At 66.1% G+C, this 25,021-nt stretch carries 22 protein-coding genes; 16 read left to right on the top strand and 6 right to left on the bottom strand.

Going from position 1 to position 25,021, the window contains the following annotated elements; genetic code table 11:
* Positions 1–4 precede the first annotated feature (4 nt).
* From tssK to tagH, 3 genes are all read right to left on the bottom strand, one after another.
* Positions 5–1,339, bottom strand: a complete 1,335-nt coding sequence (gene tssK / locus ACIGKL_RS16150) for a type VI secretion system baseplate subunit TssK (protein WP_397487551.1) — start codon at positions 1,337–1,339, stop codon at positions 5–7.
* A gap of 20 nt (positions 1,340–1,359) precedes the next feature.
* Entirely contained in the window at positions 1,360–1,827 is a 468-nt protein-coding gene (gene tssJ / locus ACIGKL_RS16145) for a type VI secretion system lipoprotein TssJ (protein WP_397487550.1), read from the bottom strand.
* A gap of 68 nt (positions 1,828–1,895) precedes the next feature.
* Positions 1,896–3,377 (bottom strand): type VI secretion system-associated FHA domain protein TagH, encoded by a 1,482-nt coding sequence (tagH, locus tag ACIGKL_RS16140; protein WP_397487549.1) that lies wholly within the window; start codon positions 3,375–3,377, stop codon positions 1,896–1,898.
* Positions 3,378–3,752: 375 nt separating this feature from the next.
* Here tagH and tssA point away from each other — a divergent pair, with 375 nt between their 5' ends.
* The 16 genes from tssA (at position 3,753) to ACIGKL_RS16060 (ending at position 22,544) form a co-directional block, all read left to right on the top strand.
* A complete protein-coding gene (tssA, locus tag ACIGKL_RS16135; RefSeq protein WP_397487548.1) occupies positions 3,753–4,775 on the top strand; it encodes a type VI secretion system protein TssA in 1,023 nt (340 codons plus the stop codon).
* A gap of 56 nt (positions 4,776–4,831) precedes the next feature.
* A complete protein-coding gene (tssB, locus tag ACIGKL_RS16130; RefSeq protein WP_003245007.1) occupies positions 4,832–5,347 on the top strand; it encodes a type VI secretion system contractile sheath small subunit in 516 nt (171 codons plus the stop codon).
* Positions 5,348–5,363: 16 nt separating this feature from the next.
* The gene (gene tssC, locus ACIGKL_RS16125) at positions 5,364–6,860 is read left to right on the top strand and encodes a type VI secretion system contractile sheath large subunit (RefSeq protein WP_397487547.1); all 1,497 of its coding nucleotides are present in this window, start codon (positions 5,364–5,366) and stop codon (positions 6,858–6,860) included.
* A gap of 77 nt (positions 6,861–6,937) precedes the next feature.
* Entirely contained in the window at positions 6,938–7,426 is a 489-nt protein-coding gene (locus tag ACIGKL_RS16120) for an Hcp family type VI secretion system effector (protein ID WP_397487546.1), read from the top strand.
* A gap of 159 nt (positions 7,427–7,585) precedes the next feature.
* Positions 7,586–8,371, top strand: coding sequence for a type VI secretion system accessory protein TagJ (locus ACIGKL_RS16115; RefSeq protein WP_397487545.1), 786 nt, complete (start codon positions 7,586–7,588; stop codon positions 8,369–8,371).
* A 2-nt stretch (positions 8,372–8,373) separates the two neighbouring features.
* On the top strand, positions 8,374–8,889 hold the full coding sequence (tssE, locus tag ACIGKL_RS16110) for a type VI secretion system baseplate subunit TssE (protein WP_397487544.1): 516 nt from the start codon (positions 8,374–8,376) through the stop codon (positions 8,887–8,889).
* A complete protein-coding gene (gene tssF, locus ACIGKL_RS16105) occupies positions 8,886–10,745 on the top strand; it encodes a type VI secretion system baseplate subunit TssF (protein WP_397487543.1) in 1,860 nt (619 codons plus the stop codon). Before tssE ends, tssF begins: the two co-directional genes overlap by 4 nt.
* Complete coding sequence (gene tssG, locus ACIGKL_RS16100; RefSeq protein WP_397487542.1) at positions 10,709–11,746, top strand: type VI secretion system baseplate subunit TssG; 1,038 nt, start codon at positions 10,709–10,711, stop codon at positions 11,744–11,746. The genes tssF and tssG overlap by 37 nt, the downstream gene beginning before the upstream one ends.
* A complete protein-coding gene (gene tssH / locus ACIGKL_RS16095) occupies positions 11,739–14,438 on the top strand; it encodes a type VI secretion system ATPase TssH (protein WP_397487541.1) in 2,700 nt (899 codons plus the stop codon). Before tssG ends, tssH begins: the two co-directional genes overlap by 8 nt.
* A gap of 29 nt (positions 14,439–14,467) precedes the next feature.
* The gene (locus tag ACIGKL_RS16090; RefSeq protein WP_397487540.1) at positions 14,468–16,693 is read left to right on the top strand and encodes a type VI secretion system Vgr family protein; all 2,226 of its coding nucleotides are present in this window, start codon (positions 14,468–14,470) and stop codon (positions 16,691–16,693) included.
* A gap of 10 nt (positions 16,694–16,703) precedes the next feature.
* Entirely contained in the window at positions 16,704–17,138 is a 435-nt protein-coding gene (locus ACIGKL_RS16085; protein WP_397487539.1) for a DUF6484 domain-containing protein, read from the top strand.
* Positions 17,139–17,152: 14 nt separating this feature from the next.
* On the top strand, positions 17,153–18,265 hold the full coding sequence (locus ACIGKL_RS16080; RefSeq protein ID WP_397487538.1) for a DUF2169 domain-containing protein: 1,113 nt from the start codon (positions 17,153–17,155) through the stop codon (positions 18,263–18,265).
* Positions 18,262–19,302, top strand: a complete 1,041-nt coding sequence (locus tag ACIGKL_RS16075) for a beta-ketoacyl synthase N-terminal-like domain-containing protein (protein WP_397487873.1) — start codon at positions 18,262–18,264, stop codon at positions 19,300–19,302. Before ACIGKL_RS16080 ends, ACIGKL_RS16075 begins: the two co-directional genes overlap by 4 nt.
* Entirely contained in the window at positions 19,302–20,387 is a 1,086-nt protein-coding gene (locus ACIGKL_RS16070) for a PAAR-like domain-containing protein (protein WP_397487537.1), read from the top strand. The genes ACIGKL_RS16075 and ACIGKL_RS16070 overlap by 1 nt, the downstream gene beginning before the upstream one ends.
* Positions 20,388–20,406: 19 nt before the next feature.
* The gene (locus ACIGKL_RS16065; protein ID WP_397487536.1) at positions 20,407–21,285 is read left to right on the top strand and encodes a hypothetical protein; all 879 of its coding nucleotides are present in this window, start codon (positions 20,407–20,409) and stop codon (positions 21,283–21,285) included.
* 17 nt (positions 21,286–21,302) lie between these two features.
* A complete protein-coding gene (locus ACIGKL_RS16060; protein ID WP_397487535.1) occupies positions 21,303–22,544 on the top strand; it encodes a TIGR02270 family protein in 1,242 nt (413 codons plus the stop codon).
* A 39-nt stretch (positions 22,545–22,583) separates the two neighbouring features.
* Here the strand turns inward: ACIGKL_RS16060 and ACIGKL_RS16055 are convergent, their stop codons facing one another.
* Genes ACIGKL_RS16055 through gorA form a run of 3 tightly spaced genes read right to left on the bottom strand, consistent with a single transcriptional unit; the run spans position 22,584 to position 24,959 of the window.
* A complete protein-coding gene (locus ACIGKL_RS16055) occupies positions 22,584–22,967 on the bottom strand; it encodes a VOC family protein (RefSeq protein WP_397487534.1) in 384 nt (127 codons plus the stop codon).
* The gene (locus ACIGKL_RS16050; RefSeq protein ID WP_397487533.1) at positions 22,964–23,593 is read right to left on the bottom strand and encodes a trimeric intracellular cation channel family protein; all 630 of its coding nucleotides are present in this window, start codon (positions 23,591–23,593) and stop codon (positions 22,964–22,966) included. The genes ACIGKL_RS16055 and ACIGKL_RS16050 overlap by 4 nt, the downstream gene beginning before the upstream one ends.
* A gap of 7 nt (positions 23,594–23,600) precedes the next feature.
* Entirely contained in the window at positions 23,601–24,959 is a 1,359-nt protein-coding gene (gene gorA / locus ACIGKL_RS16045; RefSeq protein WP_397487532.1) for a glutathione-disulfide reductase, read from the bottom strand.
* Positions 24,960–25,021 lie beyond the last annotated feature (62 nt).

The raw sequence follows: 25,021 nt of genomic DNA, 5'->3' as shown, positions 1-25,021 counted from the left end.
CGAACTATCCTCGGATGGCCCAGAAGGCCAGGTTCAAACCGGGGAACTGGCCGGCGATATGGAAGGCGAAGCCCCCCGAGTTGGCCAACTGCTTCCAATGGTCGCTGCCGCGATCCAGCTCGAAGTAGCTGGAGCCGGCGTGATAGGGAATCTGCCGTGGCGCCACCGGCATCGGCAGGAGGGCGATACCCGGCAGCTGCAGGTTGACCAGGTCGCGGATGTGCTCCACCGAACCGACCTTGGCCTGCTGCGGGAACAGGCTGCGCAGGTTTTCCGCCGGCACGTCGGCGCGCACCACCAGGACGAAGCTGGCGCCCTGCAGCAGGTTCTTGTCGGCCAGCATGGCCACGTGCACGCCGTAGGATTTCTCGACTATGGGGATCGGCGTGGCGCGGCTGTCGATGACCATCGACAGCGCCTGGCGCAGCTCGCGGATCACCGGGGCGAAGCTGGCCGCCAGGTCGTCGTGCTCGTAGGCCGGGTAGTCGGCCGGGCGCCGGCCGCTGCTGGAGAAGGTGGCAAACTCGCCGGCCAGCGCCACCGCCTCGCGGTAGAAGGCCTCCGGGTGCAGCGGGCTGAGCCGGGCCAGGTGGCTGATCAACGGCTCGGCGCGGTTGACCAGCTGCAGCAGCAGAAAGTCGGCGATCTCCGAGGCGCCGCCGGCACCGGAGGCCACCACCCTGCCCGCCAGCGCCTCGCCACGCTGGTGCAGCAGGCCCTGCAGTTCGCTGCGAAAGGCCGCCAGCGGCGGCGAGGCGGCGACGTCCAGCAACGGCGGGATATAGCTCTCGTCGAGCAGCAAGGCATTGTCGGCGCGTTTTTCCACCACCCGCACCATGCCGATGCAGGCGTACTCGCCGAGGCCGTCGCGCTCGGTGAGCAGGCGCAGGGCCTTGCCGCCGATGGCCAGCGGCGCGCGGCTCTCGAACGGCGCGTTGTCGTCGCGCACCTCGCGCACCTGGCTGACGTAGCGGGCGCCGCCGAGGGCTTCGCCCTCCTCCACGGTGTCGCGGGTGCCGGCACGCTTGAGCGGCAGGCCGAGGTAGATCAGCTGGTCGCGCATCTGCGGGTCGACGATCAGCGGCGTCGGCGCCACGTCATCGCCGGGGATGTCGAACGGCGTGCCGTCGGGCAGCACGCCGCGGGCGCCGAGAATGGCCAGCTTGCCCTGGGTCAGCAGCGCCGTATCCAGCTGCAGTTCGGAGAACCCCCAGCCGCCGGCGAACATCGGCCGGCAACGGCTGTCGACCAGGGTTTCCAGATAACGGTCATGCTGTTGCAGGTGTTGCGGGCGCAGGAACATCCCCTCGGACCACACCACTCGGTTATTCCAGGACATGAGCGAATCTCCCGAGTGGTTTATTTGGTCGGCGGCGCGGGCACGGCGCTGACCGCGCGTGCGCTGAGGCTGACGTTGAGCACGCTGGTCTGGTGCGGGGGGATGTTGACCAGCTGCCGCCACACCGAGTCGTCCAGGTCGCGGAAGGCGACCACCAAGCCGAGCAGGCGGCTCTGTTCGTCCAGGGTACGGTCGAGGATCAGTTGCTCGCCGGGCTGGATCAGCAACTCGTCCTGGGCCACCAGATCGCTGCTCAGGGTGGCGTTGGCCGACTCGACCAGGGAGAAGTAGTCGGCCCGGCTGAACGCCGCCCCGCTCTTCAGTTCGTACAGGCGTACCCGCACCGGTGCCGGCTGCCCGCCCGGCGCCGGATTGAGGTCGGCCGAGGCCTGGATCTGCAGGCGCACCACGGTGGGCGCTGGCGGTGGCGGCTCCGATGCGCAGGCGGTCAGCAACAGTGCCAGCACTCCCCACAATATCCTTGGCATCTTTGGCGTCCTCTAGAAGTTTTATTATTTCAATTCAGAATTAATTGCCGGCCGCTCTATAACAAATATTAAGTTCTACGCAGTTTGGCGCTGTGCTCTTCATAGGCGCGACTGAACTCGCGGCCGAACAGGTCCTGGAAGTCGTCCTCCGCTTCCCGGGATATGGCGGCATAGGTTTCGGTAAACAGTTCCCAGTACTTGGCTTGGCGCCCTCCCGACAACAGTCCGCCAATGCCCGAAGGTTTGTTCAACCGCGCCTCCAGAGTGGCCGGTTCGAAGCGCTTCAACAGATGTTTGATGGCCGCCTGCGTCCCTGCCATGACCGCCAGTTGGTGCGCGCGCAGGTCATCGAAGCTTTCCGCGATGGCCTGGTCGGCCGGCATGAAGGCCTGGTTGCCGGAACGCAGCAACAGCAGCAGTGCCTCCTCGACGTTCGGCGCGAATTTAAGCGGGTTGTTCTCCACCGGCTGAATCATGGTCTGCGCCATGCGGAACTCGCCCTTGAGACTGGCGCGAGCGCGCAGCACGTCCACCAGGCCTTCGACCATCTGCCGGTAGCTGCGGCCGATGGCCTCCATCTGCGCCAGCGCCTCGCTCCGTTCGATGCGCAGCTGCGCCACCCCGGCGCCGCGCAGAAAGGCTTCCAGGGCGTCGTCGCTAGGCGCCGCCGCACCGGGCTGCGGCGTGCCGACAGCCGGCGGAACGGCCGCGGCGAGGGGCGCCGTTGGGGCGGCCGGCAGCGGCGCGGCCACTGGCACAGGCTGGGCAGCCGGCACCGTTGGCGGCACCGCTGGCGGCGCCGCTGGCGGCGCCGCTGGCGGCGCCGCTGGCGGCGCCGCTGGCGGCGCCGACGGTGCGGCGGGCGAGGCCTGCGGCGGCGCTGCGGCGATGCCCAGTTCGGCGAAGGGGTCCCAGTCCGCCGGAATCGCATGCGCCGCGGCCGGGCTGGCCTCGACCGGCGGCGTGGCCTGCGCCTGCGGCGGGCGGAAATCATGGCGTTCGGCGGGAATATGATCGGGCGCGCTCGGCGGCGGTACCGTCGGCGTGGCGAGGAAGTCGAACAGGTCGGGCTTGGTGTCCAGCGGCGAGCCGCCCGCCTGCATCTGCGCCGGGGCGGCGGTCGGCGGCGTGGGCATGCTCGGCGCGCCGGCGCCTTGACGGTTCATCAGTGCATCGAAACCGGTGAAGGGATCGCTGGCGGCGGGCAGCCCCGGCGACGATATGTCGGCGCCGGTAATCTGTACCAGGATGTCGTACTCGCCCAGGCGCACCAGCTCGCCGTCCCGCAGCGGCTCGCTATTGCCGCGGTGCAGACGCACCCCGGCGTTGACCAGTTGCACGCCGTTGGTGCTGGTGTCGGTCAGGTAATAGGTGCCGTCGCGGAACTGAATCACGCAGTGCTGGCCCGACACCAGGCGCTCCGGGTCGGGCAATACCCAGTCGTTCTCCGGGTTGCGCCCGATGCGCAGCTCGCCGCGGTCGAGTTCCATGTCCGCGCGCTGCCCGGGCGTCAGCTTGTGATAACTGGTGATGGTCAAACGCAGCGGCATTCAAACTCCTTACAAAACTTCGCTCATCGACCGCATGAGTCCCCAACCGGTGCCCTGAGTATAGGCATCACAAAGTTGACCAGTGTTGTTCAGGAGTAACACTTTGGATCTGCTTTTTTGTAATTAGCAATATAGCGAAAGACACTAAATAAAGAATTTCGGCTCGCCTATCTTATCCCGCTCGACAGTTCGTCCAGGCGCCTGGCCAATTTCTTGACAAGCCTAAAACAACGCCAAGACTTGCTCTAACAACTCGATCGGAGTGGCCATGCCCCGCTCCGGATAGAACGTAATCCACAGGATGTGGATTGAAGTCCAACGTTCGCTCTGACGGTATGCCTGCCCGCAGCAGGTTTGATATGGAGATCACCCATTGTGGTGGACGTACAGCAGCTGTTGACCGCGGTATCCCCCGACTCCCCGAGTGGCGCCGATCTCGAATACGACTCGGCGTTCCTCGAACTCGAGCGCATCGCCCAGGGCCAGCCCGAGCGCCAGATGGGCGACTCGGTATTGCCCGCCGAGCCGCCGGAATGGCGCCAGGTGCGCGATCTGTGCGTCGAACTGTTCGCGCGCAGCAAGGATCTGCGCATCGCCAACTATTACCTGCAAAGCAGCATCGCCCTCGATGGCCTGCCCGGCCTGGCCCAGGCGCTGCAGCTGATCCAGGCGCTGCTGCAGCAGTACTGGGACAGCCTTTACCCGATGCTCGACGTCGAGGACGACAACGACCCCACCTTCCGCATCAACGCCCTGGCCGGCATCGGCGCCGAGCCGGTGGTGCGGCTGCTGTGGGAAATGCCGCTGATCCGCTCGCGCGCCTTCGGCACCGTGACCTTGCGTGCCGCGCTCAATGCCAGCGGCTTGCAGCGCTTCGCCAGCGAAAGCCTGGGCCTGGAGCAGGTCGCGGCGGCCTTTCGCGACAGCGATGCCGAGCAGGTCGAGGCCTGTCGCGCCGCGGTCGGCGTCGCCCAGGCGGCGCTGCAGGGGATAGAACGGGAGGTCAACGAGCGCGTCGGCTCGGATCGCGGCGCCGATCTGGGCGCCATCAAGCAACTGCTGCGGCATGCCGTGCAGATAGTCGCCGAACAGGCGCCCGCCGCGACCGCTGAAGAAGTTGCCGAGGCAGAGCCCGCCGCAGACGGCACAAGCGCAGCGATGCCGGGCGCACCCGCCGCGCCGCGCATCAGCGGCGAGATCGGCAATCGCGACGACGTGCTCAAGACCCTCGACCGCATCCTCGCCTACTACGCCCGGCACGAGCCCTCCAGCCCGGTGCCGGTGTTGCTGAGCCGGGCCAAGACGCTGGTCAGCGCCGACTTCGCCACCATAGTGCGCAACCTGATCCCCGATGGCTTCTCCCAGTTCGAAAAGCTCAGGGGGCCCGACGGCGAATAGCGCCGGGTCACCTCATTCACAGCCCATAGCCGCATACGCAGCGCAGGAGGAACAAGATGGCCAACCCCAGCAGCCAGAAATTCATCGCTCGCAACCGAGCTCCACGGGTGCAGATCGAGTACGACGTGGAGCTCTACGGCGCGGAAAAGAAAGTCCAGTTGCCCTTCGTCATGGGGGTGATGGCCGATCTCGCCGGCAAACCCGCCGAGCCGCTGCCGGCGGTGGCCGACCGCAAGTTCCTCGAGATCGACGTGGACAACTTCGACTCCCGGCTCAAGGCGATGAAACCGCGGGTGGCCTTCAACGTGCCCAACACCCTGACCGGCGAAGGCAACCTCAGCCTCGACATCACCTTCGAGAGCATGGACGACTTCAGCCCCGCCGCCGTGGCGCGCAAGGTCGACGCGCTCAACCAGTTGCTCGAGGCCCGCACCCAGCTGGCCAACCTGCTGACCTACATGGACGGCAAGACCGGCGCCGAGGAAATGATCATGAAGGCGATCAAGGACCCGGCCCTGCTGCAGGCACTGGCCAGCGCGCCGAAACCGACCGACTCCGAGCCGCAAAGCTGATTAGAGGACGCAGACCATGGCCGAACCGATGACCGAACAGCAGGCCCAGGGCGGGACTGCTACCGAAGAGAGCAGCGACTTCGCCTCGCTGCTGCTGCAGGAGTTCAAACCCAAGACCGAGCGTGCCCGCGAGGCGGTGGAAACCGCGGTGCGCACCCTGGCCGAACATGCGCTGGAAAAGACCGACCTGATCTCCAACGATGCGATCAAGTCCATCGAGTCGATCATCGCCGCCATCGACGCCAAGCTCACCGAGCAGATCAACCTGATCATGCACCACCAGGACTTCCAGCAGCTGGAAAGCGCCTGGCGCGGCCTGAGCTACCTGGTCAACAACACCGAGACCGACGAGCAGCTGAAGATCCGCGTGATGAGCATCTCCAAGGGCGAGCTGCACAAGACCCTGAAGAAGTTCAAGGGCACCGCCTGGGACCAGAGCCCGATCTTCAAGAAGATGTACGAGGAAGAGTACGGCCAGTTCGGCGGCGAGCCCTACGGCTGCCTGGTCGGCGACTACTACTTCGACCAGTCGCCGCCGGACGTCGAACTGCTCGGCGAGCTGTCCAAGGTCTGCGCGGCCATGCATTCGCCGTTCATTGCCGCGGCGTCGCCCACCGTCATGGGCATGGGCTCCTGGCAGGAGCTGTCCAACCCGCGCGACCTGACCAAGATCTTCACCACCCCCGAGTACGCCGCCTGGCGCTCGCTGCGCGAATCCGAGGACGCGCGCTACATCGGCCTGACCATGCCGCGCTTCCTCGCCCGCCTGCCCTACGGCGCCAAGACCGATCCGGTGGATGCCTTCGCCTTCGAGGAGGACACCGCCGGCGCCGACAGCAACAAGTACACCTGGGCCAACTCGGCTTACGCCATGGCGGTCAACATCAACCGCTCGTTCAAGCTCTACGGCTGGTGCTCGCGCATCCGCGGCGTCGAGTCCGGCGGCGAGGTGCCCAACCTGCCGGCGCACACCTTCCCCACCGACGACGGCGGCGTGGACATGAAGTGCCCGACCGAGATCGCCATCTCCGACCGCCGCGAGGCCGAACTGGCGAAGAACGGCTTCATGCCCCTGCTGCACAAGAAGAACACCGACCTGGCGGCCTTCATCGGCGCCCAGTCGCTGCAGAAGCCGGCCGAGTACGACGACCCCGACGCCACCGCCAACGCCAACCTGGCGGCGCGCCTGCCCTACCTGTTCGCCACCTGCCGTTTCGCCCATTACCTGAAATGCATCGTGCGCGACAAGATCGGCTCGTTCAAAGAGAAGGACGACATGCAGCGCTGGCTGCAGAACTGGATTCTCAACTACGTCGACGGCGACCCGGCGCACTCCACCGAAACCACCAAGGCCCAGCACCCGCTGGCCGCCGCCGAGGTGGTGGTCGAGGAAGTCGAGGGCAACCCCGGCTACTACAACTCGAAGTTCTTCCTGCGCCCGCACTACCAGCTGGAAGGTCTGACGGTGTCCCTGCGCCTGGTCTCCAAGCTGCCCTCGGCCAAAGGCGCCTGATCCACCCTTACACAGGTATCCGCCACGGCGGCGGATACCGCACCACGTAGCGTGGCGCGAGCCACCAAGGAGGCATGATGGCTGTTGATATGTTTATCAAGATCGGCGATGTGGACGGAGAATCCGCCGACAAGACCCACGCCAAGGAAATCGACGTACTGGCCTGGAGCTGGGGCATGTCCCAGTCCGGCAGCATGCACGTGGGCGGTGGCGGCGGCGCCGGCAAGGTCAGTATCCAGGATATTTCCCTGACCAAGTGGATCGACAAGTCCTCGCCCAACCTGATGATGGCCTGCTCCAACGGCAAGCATTACCCCGAGGCCAAGCTGACCATCCGCAAGGCCGGCGGCGAGGACCCGGTGGAGTACCTGATCATCACCCTCAAGGAAGTGCTGGTGTCGTCGATCAGCACCGGCGGCAGCGGCGGCGAGGATCGCCTGACCGAGAACGTCACCCTCAACTTCGGCCAGGTTCAGGTCGACTATCAACCGCAGAAACAGGACGGCAGCAAGGACGGCGGCCCGGTCAAGTACGGCTGGAACATCCGCGAAAACGTCAAGATCTGAGGCCTGAGCGCCCGGCGCCGCAGCGGCGCCGGGCGCTCGTTTCACCGGCCATGGCACCAGCGCAGGCGCTCGCGCACGCCTGGTATCGCCGCCAAAGGCCAGGACACCCGCGGCCCGCAGCGACACCGCTGCGCGGCACACGAACGGAAGGACGCAGCGATGAATGCCGATGAACTTGTGCGTGCCGGTCAGCTCAACGAGGCCCTGGGCGCCCTGCAGGATCAAGTGCGTAGCCAGCCGTCCAACCCCGCCCTGCGCGTCTTCCTCTTTCAACTGCTGGCCGTGCTCGGCCAGTGGAGCCGCGCGCAGAACCAGCTCAAGGTCGCCGGCGAGCTGGATGCCGGCGCCCTGGCCATGGTGCAGACCTACCGCTCGGCGCTGGAATGCGAGGCGCTGCGCGGCGAAGTCTTCGCCGGGCGCCTGACCCCGGTACTGCTAGGCCAGCCGGCGGACTGGCTGGCGCCGCTGATCCAGGCCCTCAAGCTGGATGCCGAAGGCCATGCCGAGGCCGCGCAGCGCTTGCGCGAACAGGCCTTCGACGCCGCCCCGGCCATCGCCGGCGAACTCAACGAAGAACCCTTCGCCTGGTGCGCCGACGCCGATCCGCGGCTCGGCCCGGTGCTGGAGCTGATCGTCAACGGCCGCTACGTCTGGCTGCCCATGGAGAACCTCGCCAGCCTCAGCTGCGAGGCGCCCAGCGACCTGCGCGACCTGGTGTGGATGCCGGCCGAACTGACCCTGCGCAACGGCGGCAGCACGGTGGCACTGATCCCCAGCCGCTACCCGGACACCGTCGAACTGGGCGACGACGCCGCGCGCCTGGCGCGCAAAGTCGACTGGCTGGACAACGGTTTGCCCATCGGCCAGCGCCTGTTCGCCACCGACCGCGGCGAAACCGCGCTGTTCGACCTGCGCAGCCTGCGCTTCGCCGCCGGGGACGCCTGAGCATGGCCGAGCTGACCCTGCAGGAGCGGCTGCAGCCGTCGCTGCTCGATCGTCTCACCGACGACGAGCCGGGCAACCCCAAGGAAAGCGCCGAGCGCCGGGTGATGAATCTCAACCAGCTCAAGGCCTCGGTGCTGCGCGACCTGGCCTGGCTGCTCAATACCACCGCCCTATTCGATAGTGAAACGGCCGCACAGATGCCGGCCGGCACCTCGGTGGTCAATTTCGGCCTGCCGCCGCTGTCCGGCCACACCGCCTCGAGCATCGACGTGCAACTGGTCGAGACCCTGCTCGCCGAGATCATCGAAACCTACGAGCCGCGCCTGCTCCAGGGTTCGCTGCGGGTGCGCGCGCAGCTGGCCAGCGACGAGATGAACCACAACGCGCTGAGCTTCGAGATCGAGGCCGACCTGTGGGCCGAACCGGTGCCGCTGCGCCTGCTGCTGTCAACCGACCTCGACCTGGAAACCGGGCATATCAAGGTCTCGCCGGCCGACACCGGCAGGAGGCGCGCATGAACCCGCGCCTGCTCGACTACTACAACCAGGAACTGCAGCACATCCGCGAAAGCGCCGCGGAGTTCGCCGCCGAGTTCCCCAAGATCGCCAGCCGCCTGACCCTGTCCGGCATCGACTGCGCCGACCCCTATGTCGAGCGCCTGCTGGAGGGCTTCGCCTACCTCACCGCACGCGTGCACCTGAAACTGGACGCCGAATACCCCACCTTCACCCATAACCTGCTGGAAATCGCCTACCCGCACTACCTGGCGCCGACCCCTTCGGTGGCCGTGGTGCAACTGTGTGCCGACCCCGACGAGGGCTCGCTGGCCAGCGGCTTTCGCGTCGAACGCGGCGCCGCCCTGCGCGGCCAGCTCGGCCACGAGGAACAGACCGCCTGCGAGTACCGCACCTGCCACGACGTCACCCTGTGGCCGCTGGAGGTCAGCCGTGCCGAGTATTTCGGCAACCCTGCGACAGCGCTGGGTCGGCTTGCCGCGGCCGAGCCGCGGGCCAAGGCCGGTCTGCGCATCCGTCTCAAATGCGGCGCCGGCATGCCGTTCAAGGCCCTGGCGCTGGACAGCCTGCCGCTGTTTCTCGGCGGCGCCGACGAGCAGCCGTTCCGCCTCTACGAGCAACTGCTGGGCAACGCCTGCGCCTTGTTTATCAAGAGCGTCGATGGCGAATGGGCCGAACGCCTGCCGCTGAGCTGCATCCAGGCGCGCGGCTTCGACGACGCGGACGCGGTGCTGCCGGTGGTGCCGCGCGCCTTCCAGGGTTACCGCCTGCTGCAGGAGTATTTCGCCCTGCCCAATCGCTTCCTGTTCGTCGAGTTCGCCGGCCTTGCGCGCGGCGTGGCGCGCTGCAACGCCCAGGAGCTGGAGCTGGTGGTGCTGTTCACCCGCCTGGACAGCAGCCTGGAAGGCGCGGTGTCGGCCGCCCAGTTCGTGCCTTTCTGCACCCCGGCGGTCAACCTGTTCCCACGCCGCGCCGACCGCATCCACCTCAGCGACCGTGTGCACGAACACCAGGTGATCGCCGACCGCACCCGCCCGCTGGACTTCGAGATCCACTCGCTGACCCAGGTCAGCGGCCATGGCAGCGGCCCCGAGCAGCCGTTTCAGCCCTTCTACGCCATTCGCGATCCGGCCCGTTACGGCCGCGAGCAGGCCTATTACGTGGTGCGCCGCGAGCCGCGCCGGTTGTCCAGCCAGGCGCGCCGGCGCGGGCCGCGCTCCACCTACGTCGGCAGCGAGACCTTCGTCTCGCTGGTCGACGTCAACCAGGCGCCCTACCGCCACGACCTGCGCCAACTGGGCATCGGCGCGCTGTGCACCAACCGCGACCTGCCGCTGCTGATGCCGATCGGCACCGGCAAGAGCGACTTCACCCTCGAAGACAGCGCGCCGGTGCAGGCGGTGCGCTGCCTGGCCGGGCCGAGCCGGCCGCGCGCCAGCCGCGCCCACGATGCCAGCGCCTGGCGGCTGATCAGCCAGCTGTCGCTCAACTACCTGTCGCTCAGCGAACGCGGCCAGGGCGCCGCGGCGCTGCGCGAGCTGCTGCGCCTGTACGGCGATCCGGCCGATTCGGCGCTGCAGTTGCAGATCGAGGGCCTGCGCGAGGTGCGCAGCAGTCCCTGCACGCGGCGCTTGCCGATGCCCGGGCCGATAGTCTTCGGCCGCGGCCTGGAGATCAGCCTGGAATTCGACGAGAACGCCTTTCGCGGCACCGGCGTGTACCTGCTCGGCGCGGTGTTCGAGCGCTTTCTCGCCCGTTACGTGTCGATCAACAGTTTTACCGAAACGGTATTGCGCACCACCGAGCGCGGAGAGGTCATGCGATGGCAGGCACAACCGGGTCGCCGCCCGAACATCTGAGCGGCGCCGCCGAGATGGCCGCCGCGCCCTGGAGCTACGACTTCTTCCAGGCGCTGCGCCGTATCGAATGCGCGGCCGTGGCGCAGCCGCGCATCGGCCGTTCCGTGCGCCTGGCCGACGATCCGCTGCGCCTGGGCCAGCAGCCCGACTGCAGCTTCGCCCCGGCGACCCTGGCCAGCGTGCAGCAAGGCCCGGTGCCGCGTATTGAACAGTTCTTCTTCGGCCTGACCGGCCCCAACGGGCCGCTGCCCCTGCATCTGACCGAGTACGCCCGCGAGCGCCAGCGCAACAATGGCGACGCCACCTTCAAGCGCTTTCTCGACGTCTTCCACCATCGCCTGCTGACCCTGTTCTACCGCGCCTGGGCCGAGGCGCGGCCTACCGTCAGCCACGACCGGCCGGACGACGACTACTGGTCGATGCGCCTGGCCGCCCTGTCCGGCCGCGGCATGCCCAGCCTGCTCGGCCAGGGCCCGCTGGCCGATTCGGCGAGCCTGCACTTCAGCGGCCACCTGGCCGCGCAGACCCGCTACCCGGACGGCCTGCGCAGCATCCTCGAAGCCTATTTCGAGGTGCCGGTGCGCATCGAGGAATATGTCGGCCAGTGGCTGCAGCTGCCGCAGTACAGCCAGGTCGGCGCGGCCGCCTGCACCCTCGGCAGCGACCTGTGCCTGGGCACCCACGTATGGGATCGCCAGCACAAGTTCCGCATCCGCCTCGGCCCGCTAAGCCTCGAGCAGTACCAGCGCTTGCTGCCGGGCCAGGACAACTTCGCCGAGCTGGCCGCCTGGGTCGCCGAGCACCAGGGCGACGAGCTGGACTGGGAGGTCAAGCTGGTGCTGCGCTGCCACGAGGTGCCGCGCATCGACCTCGACGGCGGCACCCAGCTCGGCTTCAACACCTGGCTCGGCACGCCGTTGCACGACCCCGACGACCTATCGCTGGTACGCGACTACGCCAGCCAATCCATACCCGATTCGAGGAGCTGCGAACATGAGTGAGATCAGCCGCGCCGCGCTGTTCGGCAAGTTGAACAGCCTGGCCTACAAGGCCATCGAAGCCGCCACGGTGTTCTGCAAGCTGCGCGGCAACCCCTACGTCGAGCTGGTGCACTGGCTGCACCAGATCCTCCAGCTGCAGGACTCCGACCTGCACCAGCTGGTGCGCCAGTTCAGCCTCGACCCGGCGCGCCTGGCCAAGGACATCACCGAGGCGCTGGATCGCCTGCCGCGCGGTTCCACCTCGATCACCGACCTGTCCTCCCACGTCGAGGAAGCGGTCGAGCGCGGCTGGGTCTACGGCAGCCTGATGTTCGGCGAGAGCCAGGTGCGCACCGCCTACCTGATCGTCGGCATCCTCAAGACGCCGAGCCTGCGCCACGCGCTGACGGCGATTTCCCGCGAGTTCGACAAGATCAAGGTGGAGAGCCTGATCGAGCGCTTCGACGAGTATGTCGGCAACTCGCCGGAGAACGGCCTCGGCGCCAGCGACGGCTTCAACGCCGCCGGCGCTCCGGGCGAAGCCAGCGGCGCCATGGCTCCCAGCGCCATGGGCAAGCAGGAGGCGCTCAAGCGCTTCACCGTCGACCTCACCGAGCAGGCGCGCAGCGGCAAGCTCGACCCCATAGTCGGGCGCGACGAGGAGATCCGCCAACTGGTCGACATCCTCATGCGCCGCCGGCAGAACAACCCGATCCTCACCGGCGAGGCCGGCGTCGGCAAGACCGCGGTGGTCGAGGGCTTCGCCCTGCGCATCGTCGCCGGCGACGTGCCGCCGAGCCTCAAGGACGTCGAGCTGCGCGCCCTCGACGTCGGCCTGCTGCAGGCCGGCGCGAGCATGAAGGGCGAGTTCGAGCAGCGCCTGCGCCAGGTGATCGAGGACGTGCAGAGCTCGCCCAAGCCGATCATCCTGTTCATCGACGAGGCCCACACCCTGGTCGGTGCCGGCGGCGCGGCCGGCACCGGCGACGCCGCCAACCTGCTCAAGCCGGCGCTGGCCCGCGGCACCCTGCGCACCGTGGCGGCCACCACCTGGGCCGAGTACAAGAAGCACATCGAGAAGGACCCGGCGCTGACCCGGCGCTTCCAGGTGGTGCAGGTGGACGAGCCGTCCGAGCACAAGGCGATCCTGATGATGCGCGGCGTGGCCTCGACCATGGAGCAGCACCACCAGGTGCAGATTCTCGACGAGGCGCTGGAGGCGGCGGTCAAGCTGTCGCACCGCTATATCCCGGCGCGCCAGCTGCCGGACAAATCGGTGAGCCTGCTGGATACCGCCTGCGCCCGCGTCGCCATCAGCCTGCACGCGGTACCGGCCGAGGTGGACGATAGTCGCCGGCGGATCGAGGCGCTGGAGACCGAACTGGCCATCATCGGTCGCGAACAGGCCATCGGTATCGCCATCGGCAATCGCGAGGTCGATACCCGGGCGGCCCTGGATGACGAGCGCACCCGCCTGGCCGAGCTGGAAACGCGCTGGAGCGAGGAGAAGACCCTGGTCGACGAGCTGCTGGCGACTCGCGCCAGCCTGCGTGCCGCGGCCGAGCCGCTGGACGCCACCGCCCGCGAAGGCGGCGCCGAGACCTCGCCGCTGAGCCAGGAGGAGCTGGAGGCCCTGCGCGCGCGCCTCGGCGAACTGCAGGCCAGCCTTAGCGAACTGCAGGGCGAGAATCCGCTGATCCTGCCCACCGTCGACTACCAGGCCGTGGCCTCGGTGGTCGCCGACTGGACCGGCATCCCGGTCGGGCGCATGGCGCGCAACGAGATCGACACCGTACTGCGCCTCGACGAGCACCTGAAAAAACGCATCATCGGCCAGGACCACGCCCTGAGCATGATCGCCAAGCGCATCCAGACCTCGCGCGCCGGGCTGGACAACCCGAGCAAGCCGATCGGCGTGTTCCTCCTCGCCGGCACCTCCGGGGTGGGCAAGACCGAGACCGCGCTGGCCCTGGCCGAGGCCATGTACGGCGGCGAGCAGAACGTCATCACCATCAACATGAGCGAGTTCCAGGAGGCGCACACCGTCTCCACCCTGAAGGGCGCCCCGCCCGGCTACGTCGGCTACGGCGAAGGCGGCGTGCTGACCGAGGCCGTGCGGCGCAAGCCCTACAGCGTGGTGCTGCTGGACGAGGTGGAGAAGGCCCACCCGGACGTGCACGAGATCTTCTTCCAGGTGTTCGACAAGGGCGTGATGGAAGACGGCGAAGGCCGCATGATCGATTTCAAGAACTGCCTGATCCTGCTCACCACCAACGCCGGTACCGAGATGATCGCCGGCCTGTGCAGCGACCCCGAGCTGATGCCGGACCCCGAGGCCATCGCCAAGTCGCTGCGCGAGCCGCTGCTCAAGGTGTTCCCCCCGGCCCTGCTCGGCCGCCTGGTGACCATCCCCTACTACCCGCTGAGCGACAAGATGCTCGAGTGCATCAGCCGCCTGCAGCTGGACCGCATCAAGAAGCGTGTGGAGGCCACGCACAAGGTGCCCTTCGACTACGAGCAGAGCGTGCTCGACCTGGTGGTGTCGCGCTGCACCGAGGCCGAGAGCGGTGGCCGGCAGATCGACGCCATCCTCACCAACAGCCTGCTGCCGGACCTGTCGCGCGAGTTTCTCGGCCGCCTGCTGGAGGGCAAGCCGCTGGCCGGTGTGCATATCGGCGCCGAAAATGGCCAGTTCAGCTACCGCTTCGACTAGCGGGCCGTGATCGCCAAGGGAGAACGTAGATGGCACTGACCCAATCCCAGCGCCTGGTGCAGGTCAACGGCCCGCTGGGCGCCAATGTGCTGCTGCTGCAGAGCCTGGAAGGCAGCGAGGAACTCGGGCGGCCCTTCCAGTACCACCTGGAGCTGACCTCGGAGGATGCCTCGGTCAAGTTCGACCAGCTGCTGGGTAAACCCATGGGCCTGGCGCTGGAGCTGTACGACGGCGGCGAGCGCTACTTCCACGGCATCGTCTGCGCCTGCCGGCAGACCGTCGGCACCGGCCAGTACGCCGGCTACCAGGTGACCCTGCGGCCCTGGCTGTGGCTGCTCAGCCGCACCTCGGACTGCCGCATCTTCCAGAACAAGACGGTGCCGGACATCATCAAGCAGGTGTTCCGCGACCTGGGTTTCTCCGACTTCGAGGACAGCCTCAGCGGCAGCTACCGCGAGTGGGAATACTGCGTGCAGTACCGCGAAACCAGCTTCGACTTCGTCAGCCGGCTGATGGAGCAGGAAGGCATCTACTACTACTTCCGCCACGAAAAGGCGCGCCACGTGCTGGTGCTGGCCGATGCCTACGGCGCCCATTCGACAGTGGAGGGCTACGCCTCGGTGCCCTTCTTCCCGCCCGAGCAGCAGATGCGCGAGCGCGACCATTTCTACGACTGGCAACTGGCGCGCGAGGTGCAGCCCGGCGCCCTGGCGCTGACCGACTACGATTTCCAGCGCCCCAGCGCCAGCCTGGAGGTGCGCTCCAGCGTGTCGCGCAGCCACAGCAACGCCGAATACCCGCTGTTCGACTACCCCGGCGAGTACGTGCAGAGCAAGGACGGCGAGCATTACGCGCGCACGCGCATCGAGGCCATCCACACCCAGTTCGAGCGCGTGCAGCTGCGCGGCCGTGCCCGCGGCCTGGGCTCGGGCCATCTGTTCAAGCTCAGCGGCTATGACCGCGCCGACCAGAACCGCGAGTACCTGGTGGTGGGCGCGCGCTACCGCATCCACCAGGAGCCCTACGAGACTGGCTTCGGCGACAACATGGAGCAGTTCACCGGCGAGCTGGACTGCATGGACGCCAGCCAGGCCTTCCGCCCCTTGCCGCTGACACCGCTGCCCATCGTCCGCGGGCCGCAGACCGCCATGGTGGTCGGCCCCAGCGGCGAGGAGATCTGGACCGACCAGTACGGCCGGGTCAAGGTGCACTTCTACTGGGACCGCCACGACCAGTCCGACGAGAACAGCTCCTGCTGGATGCGCGTGTCGCAGGCCTGGGCCGGCAAGAACTGGGGCGCGATCCAGCTGCCGCGCATCGGCCAGGAGGTGATCGTCAGCTTCCTCGAAGGCGATCCGGACCGGCCGATCATCACCGGCCGCGTCTACAACGCCGAGCAGACGGTGCCCTACGACCTGCCGGCCAACGCCACCCAGAGCGGGGTCAAGAGCCGTTCGAGCAAGGAAGGCACGCCGGCCAACTTCAACGAGATCCGCATGGAGGACAAGAAGGGCGAGGAACAGCTGTTCATCCACGCGGAAAAGAACCAGGACATCGAGGTCGAGAACGACGAGACCCACTGGGTCGGCCACGATCGGACCAAGACCATCGACAACGACGAAACCGTGCACGTCAAACACGACCGTACCGAGACGGTGGACAACATCGAGACCATCACCATCGGCGTGGACCGTATCGAGAAGGTCGGCAACAACGAATCCATCACCATCGGCGTCAACCGCACCGAAAGCGTCGGCAGCAACGAAGACATCAGCATCGGCGCCAACCGCACCGAGAACGTCGGCAGCAACGAGAGCATCACCATCGGCAGCAACCGCACCGAGAACGTCGGCAGCGACGAGAGCATCACCATCGGCAACAACCGCACCGAGAACGTCGGCAGCAACGAGAACATCACCATCGGCAGCAATCGTACCGAGAGCGTCGGCAGCAACGAAGAAATCAGCATCGGCAGCAACCAGAGCACCAGCATCGGCAAGAACGAGTCGCGCAGCGTCGGCCAGAGCCGCGACAGCAGCATCGGCAAGGACGACAGCCTGAGCGTCGGCAAGAACTTCTCGCTGACCGCCGGCGACTCCATCACCCTGACCACCGGCTCGGCCAGCATCACCATGAAAAAGGACGGCACCATCACCATCCGCGGCAAGGACATCACCATCGACGGCTCCGGCGCGATCAACGTCAAGGCCAGCAAGAACGTGGTGGTCAAGGGGCAGAAGATTCTGCAGAACTAGGAGCCCAGCTATGACGGTTCAATACTGCCTGCCCAGCCAGGCGCGCCTCGACGGCGTGATGATCGGCACCCTGCTCGCCCTGTCCGAGGACGGCGTGCCGCGGGTGAGCTTTCCCGGTTGCACCGATGCCCAGGGTGTAAGCGCTCGCAGCATGGCGCCGCTGGCCGCCGCGGATATCGGCGCCCAGGTCGCGCTGATGTTCGAGAACGGCGACCCGAGTCGCCCGCTGCTGCTCGGCCGCCTGCTCGGCGCGCCGGCTACGCCCCGGGTGCAGCTGGACGACGAACGCCTGGAGCTGCGCGCCGAACGGGAAATCGTGCTGCGCTGCGGCAAGGCCAGCATCACCCTGACCCGCGCCGGCAAGGTGATCATCCAGGGCGCCTACCTTTCCAGCCGCTCCAGCGGGGTCAACCGCATCAAGGGCGGCTCGGTGCAGATCAACTAGAAGGCGCAAGGCATATGGAACTGCTCAATGCCACCCGGCTGATGGCGGCCTTCACCCAGGGCCTGGCCCCCGACGGGCGCGAATCGCTGGTGGTGATCGCCAAGGGCACCTTCGACCTGCCGCTGGACGGCCGCGAGGCACGCCTGCTCGACACCCAGCAGCTGCTGCTGATGGCCGATACCTTTCACGGCGAGCCGGGCCTCAGCGCACCGCTGCAGGAGATGGACTTCGCCCCGCTCAAACCTTTCTGCGACGTGCTGGTGCAGGGCAAGGCCCATGCGCCGGGCGACAGGCCGGCGACCCAGATCACCGCCGGCATCCGCGTCGGCAGGGTCGGCAAGGCCTTCTCGGTACTCGGCCCCAGGCAGTGGCAGCCGGGGCTGCTCGGCGTCGCCCCCGGGCTACCGCAGCCTTTTCTCGAACAGACGATTTCCTACGCCCAGGCCTTTGGCGGCGCCCATCCGCTCAAGGGCAACCCCGAGCCACAACAGGCCTACCCGGATAACCCGGCCGGCATCGGCTGGTATCCGCGCGGCACGGACAGCGCCGACATGCTCGGCATGCCGATGCCCTGCACCGAGGAACTGGGCAAGCCGGTGGACAGTCCGCATGGCGACTTCCGCCCCATGGCGCTGGGGCCCATCGGCCGTCACTGGCCGCAGCGCGCCGCCTTTGCCGGCACCTACGACGAGGCCTGGCTGGCGGACTGCTTTCCCTTCCTGCCGGCCGATTTCGACAACCGCTACTTCCAGGCCGCGCCGGCGGACCAGCAGACCGATTACCTCAAGGGCGGCGAGGAGGTGCTGCTGCTCAACCTCACGGCGCAGGAACGCGCGGGCTTTCGCATTCCGCAGATGTCCGTGCCGGTAACCTTCTTTCTCAACAAGGGCGGCCATGAGACGGTGCATGCGGTGATCGACACCCTGCTGATCGACACCGAGGCGCGCCAGGTGCAGCTGACCTGGCGCATCAGCCGGCCGCTCAAACGCAATATGTTCGAAATCGCCCAGGTGCTGGTGGGCAGCATGTCGCGCGCCTGGTGGCGTGCGCGCGAACTGGGCAAGGATTACCACGCCGGCCTCGGCAGCCTGGTCAAGTCCAGGCACCAGGCGACGGAGGTCGACTGATGAGCGCGCTGTGTATCCTCGGCTCCGGCATGGTCAGCGCGGTCGGTCTCAGCGCCCCGGCCAGCTGCGCGGCCATTCGCTGCGCCATCGACAACTTCCAGGAGACCCGCTTTATCGACCGCGGTGGCGAATGGCTGATCGCCGCCAGCGTACCGCTGGAGCAACCCTGGCGCGGCCGCGCCAAGCTGATCAAGATGGCCGCCCGCGCCATCGCCGAAGCCCTGCAGAGCACGCCCGGCGTCGATCCGGCGCAAACCCCGCTGCTGCTCGGCGTGGCCGAACTGGAACGCCCAGGGCGCCTCGACGGTCTGGACATCGAATTGCTGCACGATATCGAGAGGGAACTGGGCCTGGCCTTTCATCCCAGCTCCAACCTCGTCGCCCGCGGCCGGGTCAGCGGCGCGGTGGCCCTGCTCAATGCACGCAAGCTGATCTACCAGGGCGGCCATCGCCACGTGCTGGTCGCCGGTGTCGACTCCTTCCTCAGCGCGCCGACCCTGGCCGCCTTCGAGGAGCGCGAGCGGCTGCTGACCAGCCAGAACTCCAACGGCTTTATCCCGGGTGAAGGTGCCGCCGCCGTGGTGATCGGCGCTCCGGTCGCCAGCGAGGAGCCGCAACTGGCCTGCCTGGGCCTGGGCTTCGGCATGGAGCCGGCCACCGTGGAAAGCGAAGACATCCCCCTGCGTGCCGAAGGCCTGACCCAGGCCATCCGCGCCGCCCTGGCCGAAGTGGGCTGCGGCCTGGAGCAGATGGACTATCGCGTCACCGACCTCTCCGGCGAGCAGTACTACTTCAAGGAAGCCTCGCTGGCCCTGAGCCGCAGCCTGCGCGTGCGCAAGGAGTTCTTCCATATCTGGCACCCGGCCGACTGCATCGGCGAAGTCGGCGCCGCCATCGGTCCGGCCATGCTCGCCGTGGCCCTGGCCGCCAGCCGCAAGGCCTACGGCGATGGCCCGAACATCCTCTGCCACCTGGGCAACGACGCCGGCCAACGCGCCGCCGCCCTGCTCAGCTACCAACCGGTGAGGGCCGCCTGATGGGCAACCAGGTCTACGCCAACAATATGGAAGTGTCGTGCAAGTCGGCCGACGGCAAGGCCGTGGCCTGCTTCCCCGACGTCTGCTTCACCCCGCCGCAGACCCCGGCCACCCCGCCCGGAGTGCCCATCCCCTACCCCAACACCGGCATGGCCAAGGACACCACCAACGGCACGCGCACGGTGAAGATCACCGGCAAGGAAGTGATGCTGAAGAACAAGAGCTACTTCAAGACCAGCTACGGCGACGAAGCCGGCTGCGCGCCGAAGAAGGGGGTGATTACCAGCAAGATCAAGGGCAAGGTGTACTTCACCTCCTGGTCGATGGATGTGAAGTTCGAGGGGGAGAATGTGGTCAGGCATTTCGATATGACGACTCATAACCATGCATCTAAACCAGGCAACACTCCTCCCTGGGTATATGCCGATGCAATGGCCACATCCCCTATAGATAGCTGCAAAAAGGAAGTCGCCAGGAAGAACCAAGCTTGCGAAGGGAAAACGACCAAAGCGGAGCAGTGTGCCGATAAAGCCTGTACAGCTGCCAAGAAATGTCTACTCGTGTCGAAGCGGCAGGCAGACTCAAAAGCGAAGAACAGCCAAGTTGCATGCTGCGATGGTGAAACCGGTCACCACCTTGTTGAAGCGCATGGTTTTACAGAGTCTGGAAGTGGGCGTGAGACTCCCCTACCCCAATTCCCTAAGTATGATGAGAAAGATGCGCCATGTATTTGCGTAGAGTGCCCTCAAGATGGTAGTGGCCGATACGAAGGAGACCACGGATTTATGCATGCGGCACAGGGCAAGTTAGAACAGGCAGCCATAGAAAAAGCTCCACCCTCACAAAAAGATTATGCGTGGAACTACTCTCAATCCAGGGCGGCTGGCGTGCGCGCTTTGCAACAAACATTCCCCAAATCTAAATGTTCAAAAAAGTGCTTGAACGCCCAGCTCGACGCCTACCATAAAAGCACAGTAGGAGCAAGTGACAAAACCCCCGTCAGGACACATACGCCTAACCTCTCCAGCAACCAGAAAGAGCTGGCTCACGAAATGATACCAGAGGTTTCAATAAGTACCTGGTAATAGGACTGGAAGACTAAGAATGAACCAAGCATTAACCTGGACCATGAGTCGCACGGCAGTTTTTGACAGCAATCGCATCTATGTTCTCGCCTATTCCAAGAGAGAGCCAGGCACAAGAGTATTTCGATGGACAGGTAATTGGGATAATTATTATGTACAGGGAGTTACCGCTGGGATATGTGCGATCCGTGGAGCCAATCCCGAAATTTTAACCCTCTGTGCCGATGGGCGAGTTCATAGAGCTGCACCTGATGGACAATCCTATGAAGATCTACTTCCGGAAAAACCAAGCAAGCATGGTTTGCTTCGTGACATTCGCATGATCGGAAACACTGCTTATGCTACCGGCTTCGGTAGGCAGACCTATATCAGACGATCTAGAAGTTGGCAGCATTATGATCAAGGAATGCTTGTTGATCCAACAGAAGACAGCCTGAGTGCTCTAGAGTCTATTGATGGATTTAGCGAGTCAGCAATTTATGCATCTGGAACTCAAGGTGAGATTTGGCACTGTAAACAGGGAGTGTGGAGCCAAATCAGCAGCCCTACAAATATAGTCTTAGAGAATATTCTTTGTGCGCCAGATGGGGTGGTATACATATCCGGCCAGCTGGGGATCATTTTGTATGGCCGAGAAAACAGCTGGAGCATACTTGAACACGATCAAACCGAGGACACATTCTGGGATATGACATGGTTCAGAGGAAAGCTTTGGCTCTCAACCACCAAGGCGCTTTACACCCTGCAAGATCAGACGCTAGAAAAAGTCAGCACTGGGCTTCCTGCAGGTCAGACTTTCCGATATCTGGATTCTAATGAGCATCTACTATGCTCATCCGGCGAGAGAGATATCGCACTGTTTGATGGAGCAAGCTGGACACGCATTCCCTGTCCTTAATCGACATAGAGAAGCTCATGGAGAAGATCCTCATTATCGTAGAGCAACACGCAGAAGAATCTTCCTTCCTATCACTATTACGCCAGCTCGCCGTCCACGAGCCCCACTACGACCTCAATCACCTGAGCACCCTGGACAACCGTATCGAGGCCCATCTGGACGGTCTGCGTATCGCCGGCCCGGCAGGGCTCGACACCCTGCTCCAGCAGCTCAACCCCAACGCCCAGGGCGAAATCTTCGCGGCCACGGTGCTGGCCTTCGAGACCGCCAATACCGCCGCCATGGCTCGGCTGGCCGAGCATGTGCGCGCTGCCCCCGACAGCGCGCGTTTTATGGCCGCGGCCCTGGGCTGGCTGGATTGGGCCCGCGTCGAGCCCTGGGTGGACAAGCTGCTTGGCTCGCCCGAGGCACTGTTTCGTCAGATCGGCCTGGCCGCCTGCGGCATGCACCGCCGCGATCCGGGTGCGGCGCTGATCGCCGGGCTGGCGCATGCCGACGCGGCAGTCGTCGCCCAGGCCGCGCGCACCGCCGGCGAGTTGCGCCGGCGCGATCTGCTGCCGGCGATCCGTGCCCATCGCCTGCATGCCGACGACAACGCGCGCTTCTGGGCCAACTGGGCCACGCTGCAGATGGGCGACGAGGAGGCGCTGCTGCCGCTGCGCCAGTTCGCCGAACAACCGGGTCCGCTGCAGCAGCGCGCCTTGCCGGTGCTACTGGCCTGGCAGCCCAGAGAAACCAGCGTCGCCTGGATTCGTCAGTTGATGCCGCAAGCGCAGCAGCGCCGCATGGTCATCCAGGCGGTCGGCCTGCTGGGCGATCCGCTAAGCCTGCCCTGGCTGATCCAGCAGATGCAGGAGGTGCCGCAGGCCCGGGTCGCCGGCGAGGCCTTCAGCCTCATTACTGGAGCAGACCTGGCGTTGCTCGATCTGGAGCTGCGCGACACCCCCGAGCACGACGCCGGCCCCAACGACGATCCGGCCGATGCCAACGTGGCCATGGACGAGGACGAGAACCTGCCCTGGCCCGACCCGGCGTTGATAGAGGCCTGGTGGCAAGGGGAGAAAGGCGCGTACCGGAATGGCCAGGGCTATTTCCTCGGCCAACCGATAAGCGAGCAGGGCTATCGCCTGGCCCTATCCACGGCACAGCAGCGCCAACGCAGGATCGCGGCCTATGGCCTGGCGCGTTTTCGCCCGACCGAGGCGTTGTTCCCGGTCGCCGCGCCCGCCTGGCGGCAGCGGGCCTTGCTCAAGACATGAAAGTGAGGCGACCGCAAGCAGCGGTGCGCACGGCGCACCCTACGCGGCGGGATAACGGCTGACTTCGATCAGATTGCCGTCCGGGTCGCGGAAATACACCGACTCGATGGGACCGATGGCGCCGGTGCGCGCCACCGGCCCCTCCTCCACCTCGACGCCCTGCTCCGCCAGATGGCTGAGGATGCGCTGCAGCGGCCAGGCGCTGATCAGGCACAGGTCGATGGCGCCCGGCGTCGGCCTGGCGGCCTTGGGCTCGAACTCGCGGCCGGCCTGGTGCAGGTTGAATTTCTGTTGACCGAAGACCAGCGCACTGCGCCCGGCGCCGAAGCGCTCGTGGCGCATGCCCAGCACCCGTTCGTAAAAGGCGACGGTGGCGTCGATATCGGCCACGGTCAGCACCAGGTGATCCAGTCGTTCGATCATTTTGAATGCCTGTCCAGCAGATGAAAACGCGGCAGCCCCAGGTGCCAATGGATCGCCGCCAGGCGCGCGCCCAGCACCACCAGCATGGCGGCGCTGGTATCCAGCCAGTGCGGCGTGTCCAGCGCACGCAGGCCGATAAAGGTCAGCGCGCCGGCGATGCAGGCGGTGGCGTAGATTTCCTTCTGGAAGATCAGCGGGATCTCGTTGCACAGCACGTCGCGGATCACCCCGCCGACCACGCCGGTCATCACCCCCATGATCACCGCGGTGCTGATCGGCGTGCCGTGTTGCAGCGCCAGTTCGGTGCCGTACACGGTGAACACCGCCAGGCCGAAGGCGTCGGCGATCAGCAGGCCCTTCTCGTGGATCGGCCGGGTCATGCGCACCCAGACCACCGTGCCCAGCGCCGCCAACGATGCGATCAGGATATAGGTGTCGTCGCGTATCCAGCTGACCGGGTGATTGTCCAGAATCAGGTCGCGCAGCGTGCCGCCGCCCAGGGCGGTGACGATGGCCATGACCAGCACGCCGAACAGGTCCATGGACTTGCGCCCGGCCATCAGCGCGCCGGTGATGGCGAACACCGCCACGCCGAACAGGTCGGCGAAATAGAACAGTTGCTGCATGGCGCCCTCAGCCACCGACCGGGGTGCGCAGGGTGACGAACTCCTCGGCGGCGCTCGGGTGCACGCCGATGGTCTCGTCGAATATCTGCTTGGTGGCGCCGGCCTTGAGCGCGATGGCCAGGCCCTGGACGATCTCGCCCGCCTCCGGGCCGACCATGTGGCAGCCCAGCACGCGGTCGCTGTCGGCATCGACCACCAGCTTCATCAGGGTGCGCTCCTGGCATTCGGTCAGGGTCAGCTTCATCGGTCGGAAGCGGCTCTCGAAGATCTGCACGCGATGCCCCGCTTCGACCGCCTGTTCCTCGCTCAGGCCGACGGTGCCGATATTCGGCAAGCTGAACACCGCGGTGGGGATCATCCGGTAGTCCAGCGGGCGGTATTGCTCCGGCTTGAACAGGCGGCGCGCCACGGCCATGCCTTCGGCCAGCGCCACCGGGGTCAGCTGCACGCGGCCGATTACGTCGCCGATGGCGAGGATCGACGGCGTGCTGGTCTGGAACTGCTCGTCCACTTCGACATGGCCGCGCTGGTCCAGCTTCACCTCGACGTTTTCCAGGCCCAGGTTGTCCAGCATCGGCCGGCGGCCGGTGGCGTAGAACACGCAGTCGGCCTGCAGCACGCGGCCGTCCTTGAGGGTGGCGTTGAGGCTGCCGTCGGTTTGCCGTTCGATGCGCTCGATATCGGCGTTGAACTGCAGGTCGATACCTTTCTTGCTCAGCTCCTCCTTCAGGTGCCGACGCACCGCGCCGTCGAAGCCGCGCAGGAACAGCTCGCCGCGGTAGAGCTGGGTGACCTGGGCACCCAGGCCGTGGAAGATCGAGGCGAACTCCACGGCGATATAGCCGCCGCCGACCACCAGCACGCGCTTGGGCAAGGTTTCCAGGAAGAACGCCTCGTTGGAGCTGATGGCATGCTCGCGCCCGGGAATGTCGGGGATCTGCGGCCAGCCGCCGGTGGCGATGAGGATGCGTTCGGCGCTGTGGCGCTGGCCGTTCACCTCGACGCTATGGGCGTCGAGGATGCGCGCGTGGCCTTCGAACAGGCTCACGCCGCTGTTCACCAGCAGGTTGCGGTAGATACCGTTGAGGCGCTCGATCTCGCGGTTCTTGTTGGCGATCAGGGTCGCCCAGTCGAAGTTCGCCTCGCCCAGCGACCAGCCGAAACCGCCTGCCTGCTCGAAGTCTTCGGCGAAATGCGCGCCGTAGACCAGCAGCTTTTTCGGCACGCAGCCGACGTTGACGCAGGTGCCGCCCAGGTAGCGGCTCTCGGCCACGGCCACGCGGGCCCCAAAACCGGCGGCGAAGCGCGCCGCGCGGACGCCGCCGGAACCGGCGCCGATAACGAACAGGTCGAAGTCGTAACTCATCTGCGGCCTCCTTGAACAGGCCGCCAGCATACCGGAAAGGCAAAGACTAAGCTGACAGCCAA

Source organism: Pseudomonas sp. NPDC077186, from assembly GCF_044543505.1.
Classification (GTDB): Bacteria; Pseudomonadota; Gammaproteobacteria; order Pseudomonadales; family Pseudomonadaceae; genus Aquipseudomonas.
The sequence above is the reverse complement of the archived record's forward strand: the minus strand, read 5'-3'. Positions and strand labels throughout refer to the sequence as shown.

Bases quoted from the DNA above. Each gene is read 5' to 3' on its own strand.
- ACIGKL_RS16120 (WP_397487546.1), top strand. From the start codon at position 6,938: ATGGCTGTTGATATGTTTATCAAGATCGGCGATGTGGACGGAGAATCC.
- ACIGKL_RS16055 (WP_397487534.1), bottom strand. From the start codon at position 22,967: ATGATCGAACGACTGGATCACCTGGTGCTGACCGTGGCCGATATCGAC.
- tssG (WP_397487542.1), top strand. From the start codon at position 10,709: ATGGCAGGCACAACCGGGTCGCCGCCCGAACATCTGAGCGGCGCCGCC.
- tssB (WP_003245007.1), top strand. From the start codon at position 4,832: ATGGCCAACCCCAGCAGCCAGAAATTCATCGCTCGCAACCGAGCTCCA.
- tagH (WP_397487549.1), bottom strand. From the start codon at position 3,377: ATGCCGCTGCGTTTGACCATCACCAGTTATCACAAGCTGACGCCCGGG.
- ACIGKL_RS16070 (WP_397487537.1), top strand. From the start codon at position 19,302: ATGGGCAACCAGGTCTACGCCAACAATATGGAAGTGTCGTGCAAGTCG.
- tssK (WP_397487551.1), bottom strand. From the start codon at position 1,339: ATGTCCTGGAATAACCGAGTGGTGTGGTCCGAGGGGATGTTCCTGCGC.
- ACIGKL_RS16080 (WP_397487538.1), top strand. From the start codon at position 17,153: ATGGAACTGCTCAATGCCACCCGGCTGATGGCGGCCTTCACCCAGGGC.
- ACIGKL_RS16115 (WP_397487545.1), top strand. From the start codon at position 7,586: ATGAATGCCGATGAACTTGTGCGTGCCGGTCAGCTCAACGAGGCCCTG.
- tssH (WP_397487541.1), top strand. From the start codon at position 11,739: ATGAGTGAGATCAGCCGCGCCGCGCTGTTCGGCAAGTTGAACAGCCTG.
- ACIGKL_RS16085 (WP_397487539.1), top strand. From the start codon at position 16,704: ATGACGGTTCAATACTGCCTGCCCAGCCAGGCGCGCCTCGACGGCGTG.
- ACIGKL_RS16065 (WP_397487536.1), top strand. From the start codon at position 20,407: ATGAACCAAGCATTAACCTGGACCATGAGTCGCACGGCAGTTTTTGAC.
- ACIGKL_RS16090 (WP_397487540.1), top strand. From the start codon at position 14,468: ATGGCACTGACCCAATCCCAGCGCCTGGTGCAGGTCAACGGCCCGCTG.
- ACIGKL_RS16050 (WP_397487533.1), bottom strand. From the start codon at position 23,593: ATGCAGCAACTGTTCTATTTCGCCGACCTGTTCGGCGTGGCGGTGTTC.
- tssF (WP_397487543.1), top strand. From the start codon at position 8,886: ATGAACCCGCGCCTGCTCGACTACTACAACCAGGAACTGCAGCACATC.
- tssJ (WP_397487550.1), bottom strand. From the start codon at position 1,827: ATGCCAAGGATATTGTGGGGAGTGCTGGCACTGTTGCTGACCGCCTGC.
- gorA (WP_397487532.1), bottom strand. From the start codon at position 24,959: ATGAGTTACGACTTCGACCTGTTCGTTATCGGCGCCGGTTCCGGCGGC.
- tssE (WP_397487544.1), top strand. From the start codon at position 8,374: ATGGCCGAGCTGACCCTGCAGGAGCGGCTGCAGCCGTCGCTGCTCGAT.
- tssC (WP_397487547.1), top strand. From the start codon at position 5,364: ATGGCCGAACCGATGACCGAACAGCAGGCCCAGGGCGGGACTGCTACC.
- ACIGKL_RS16060 (WP_397487535.1), top strand. From the start codon at position 21,303: ATGGAGAAGATCCTCATTATCGTAGAGCAACACGCAGAAGAATCTTCC.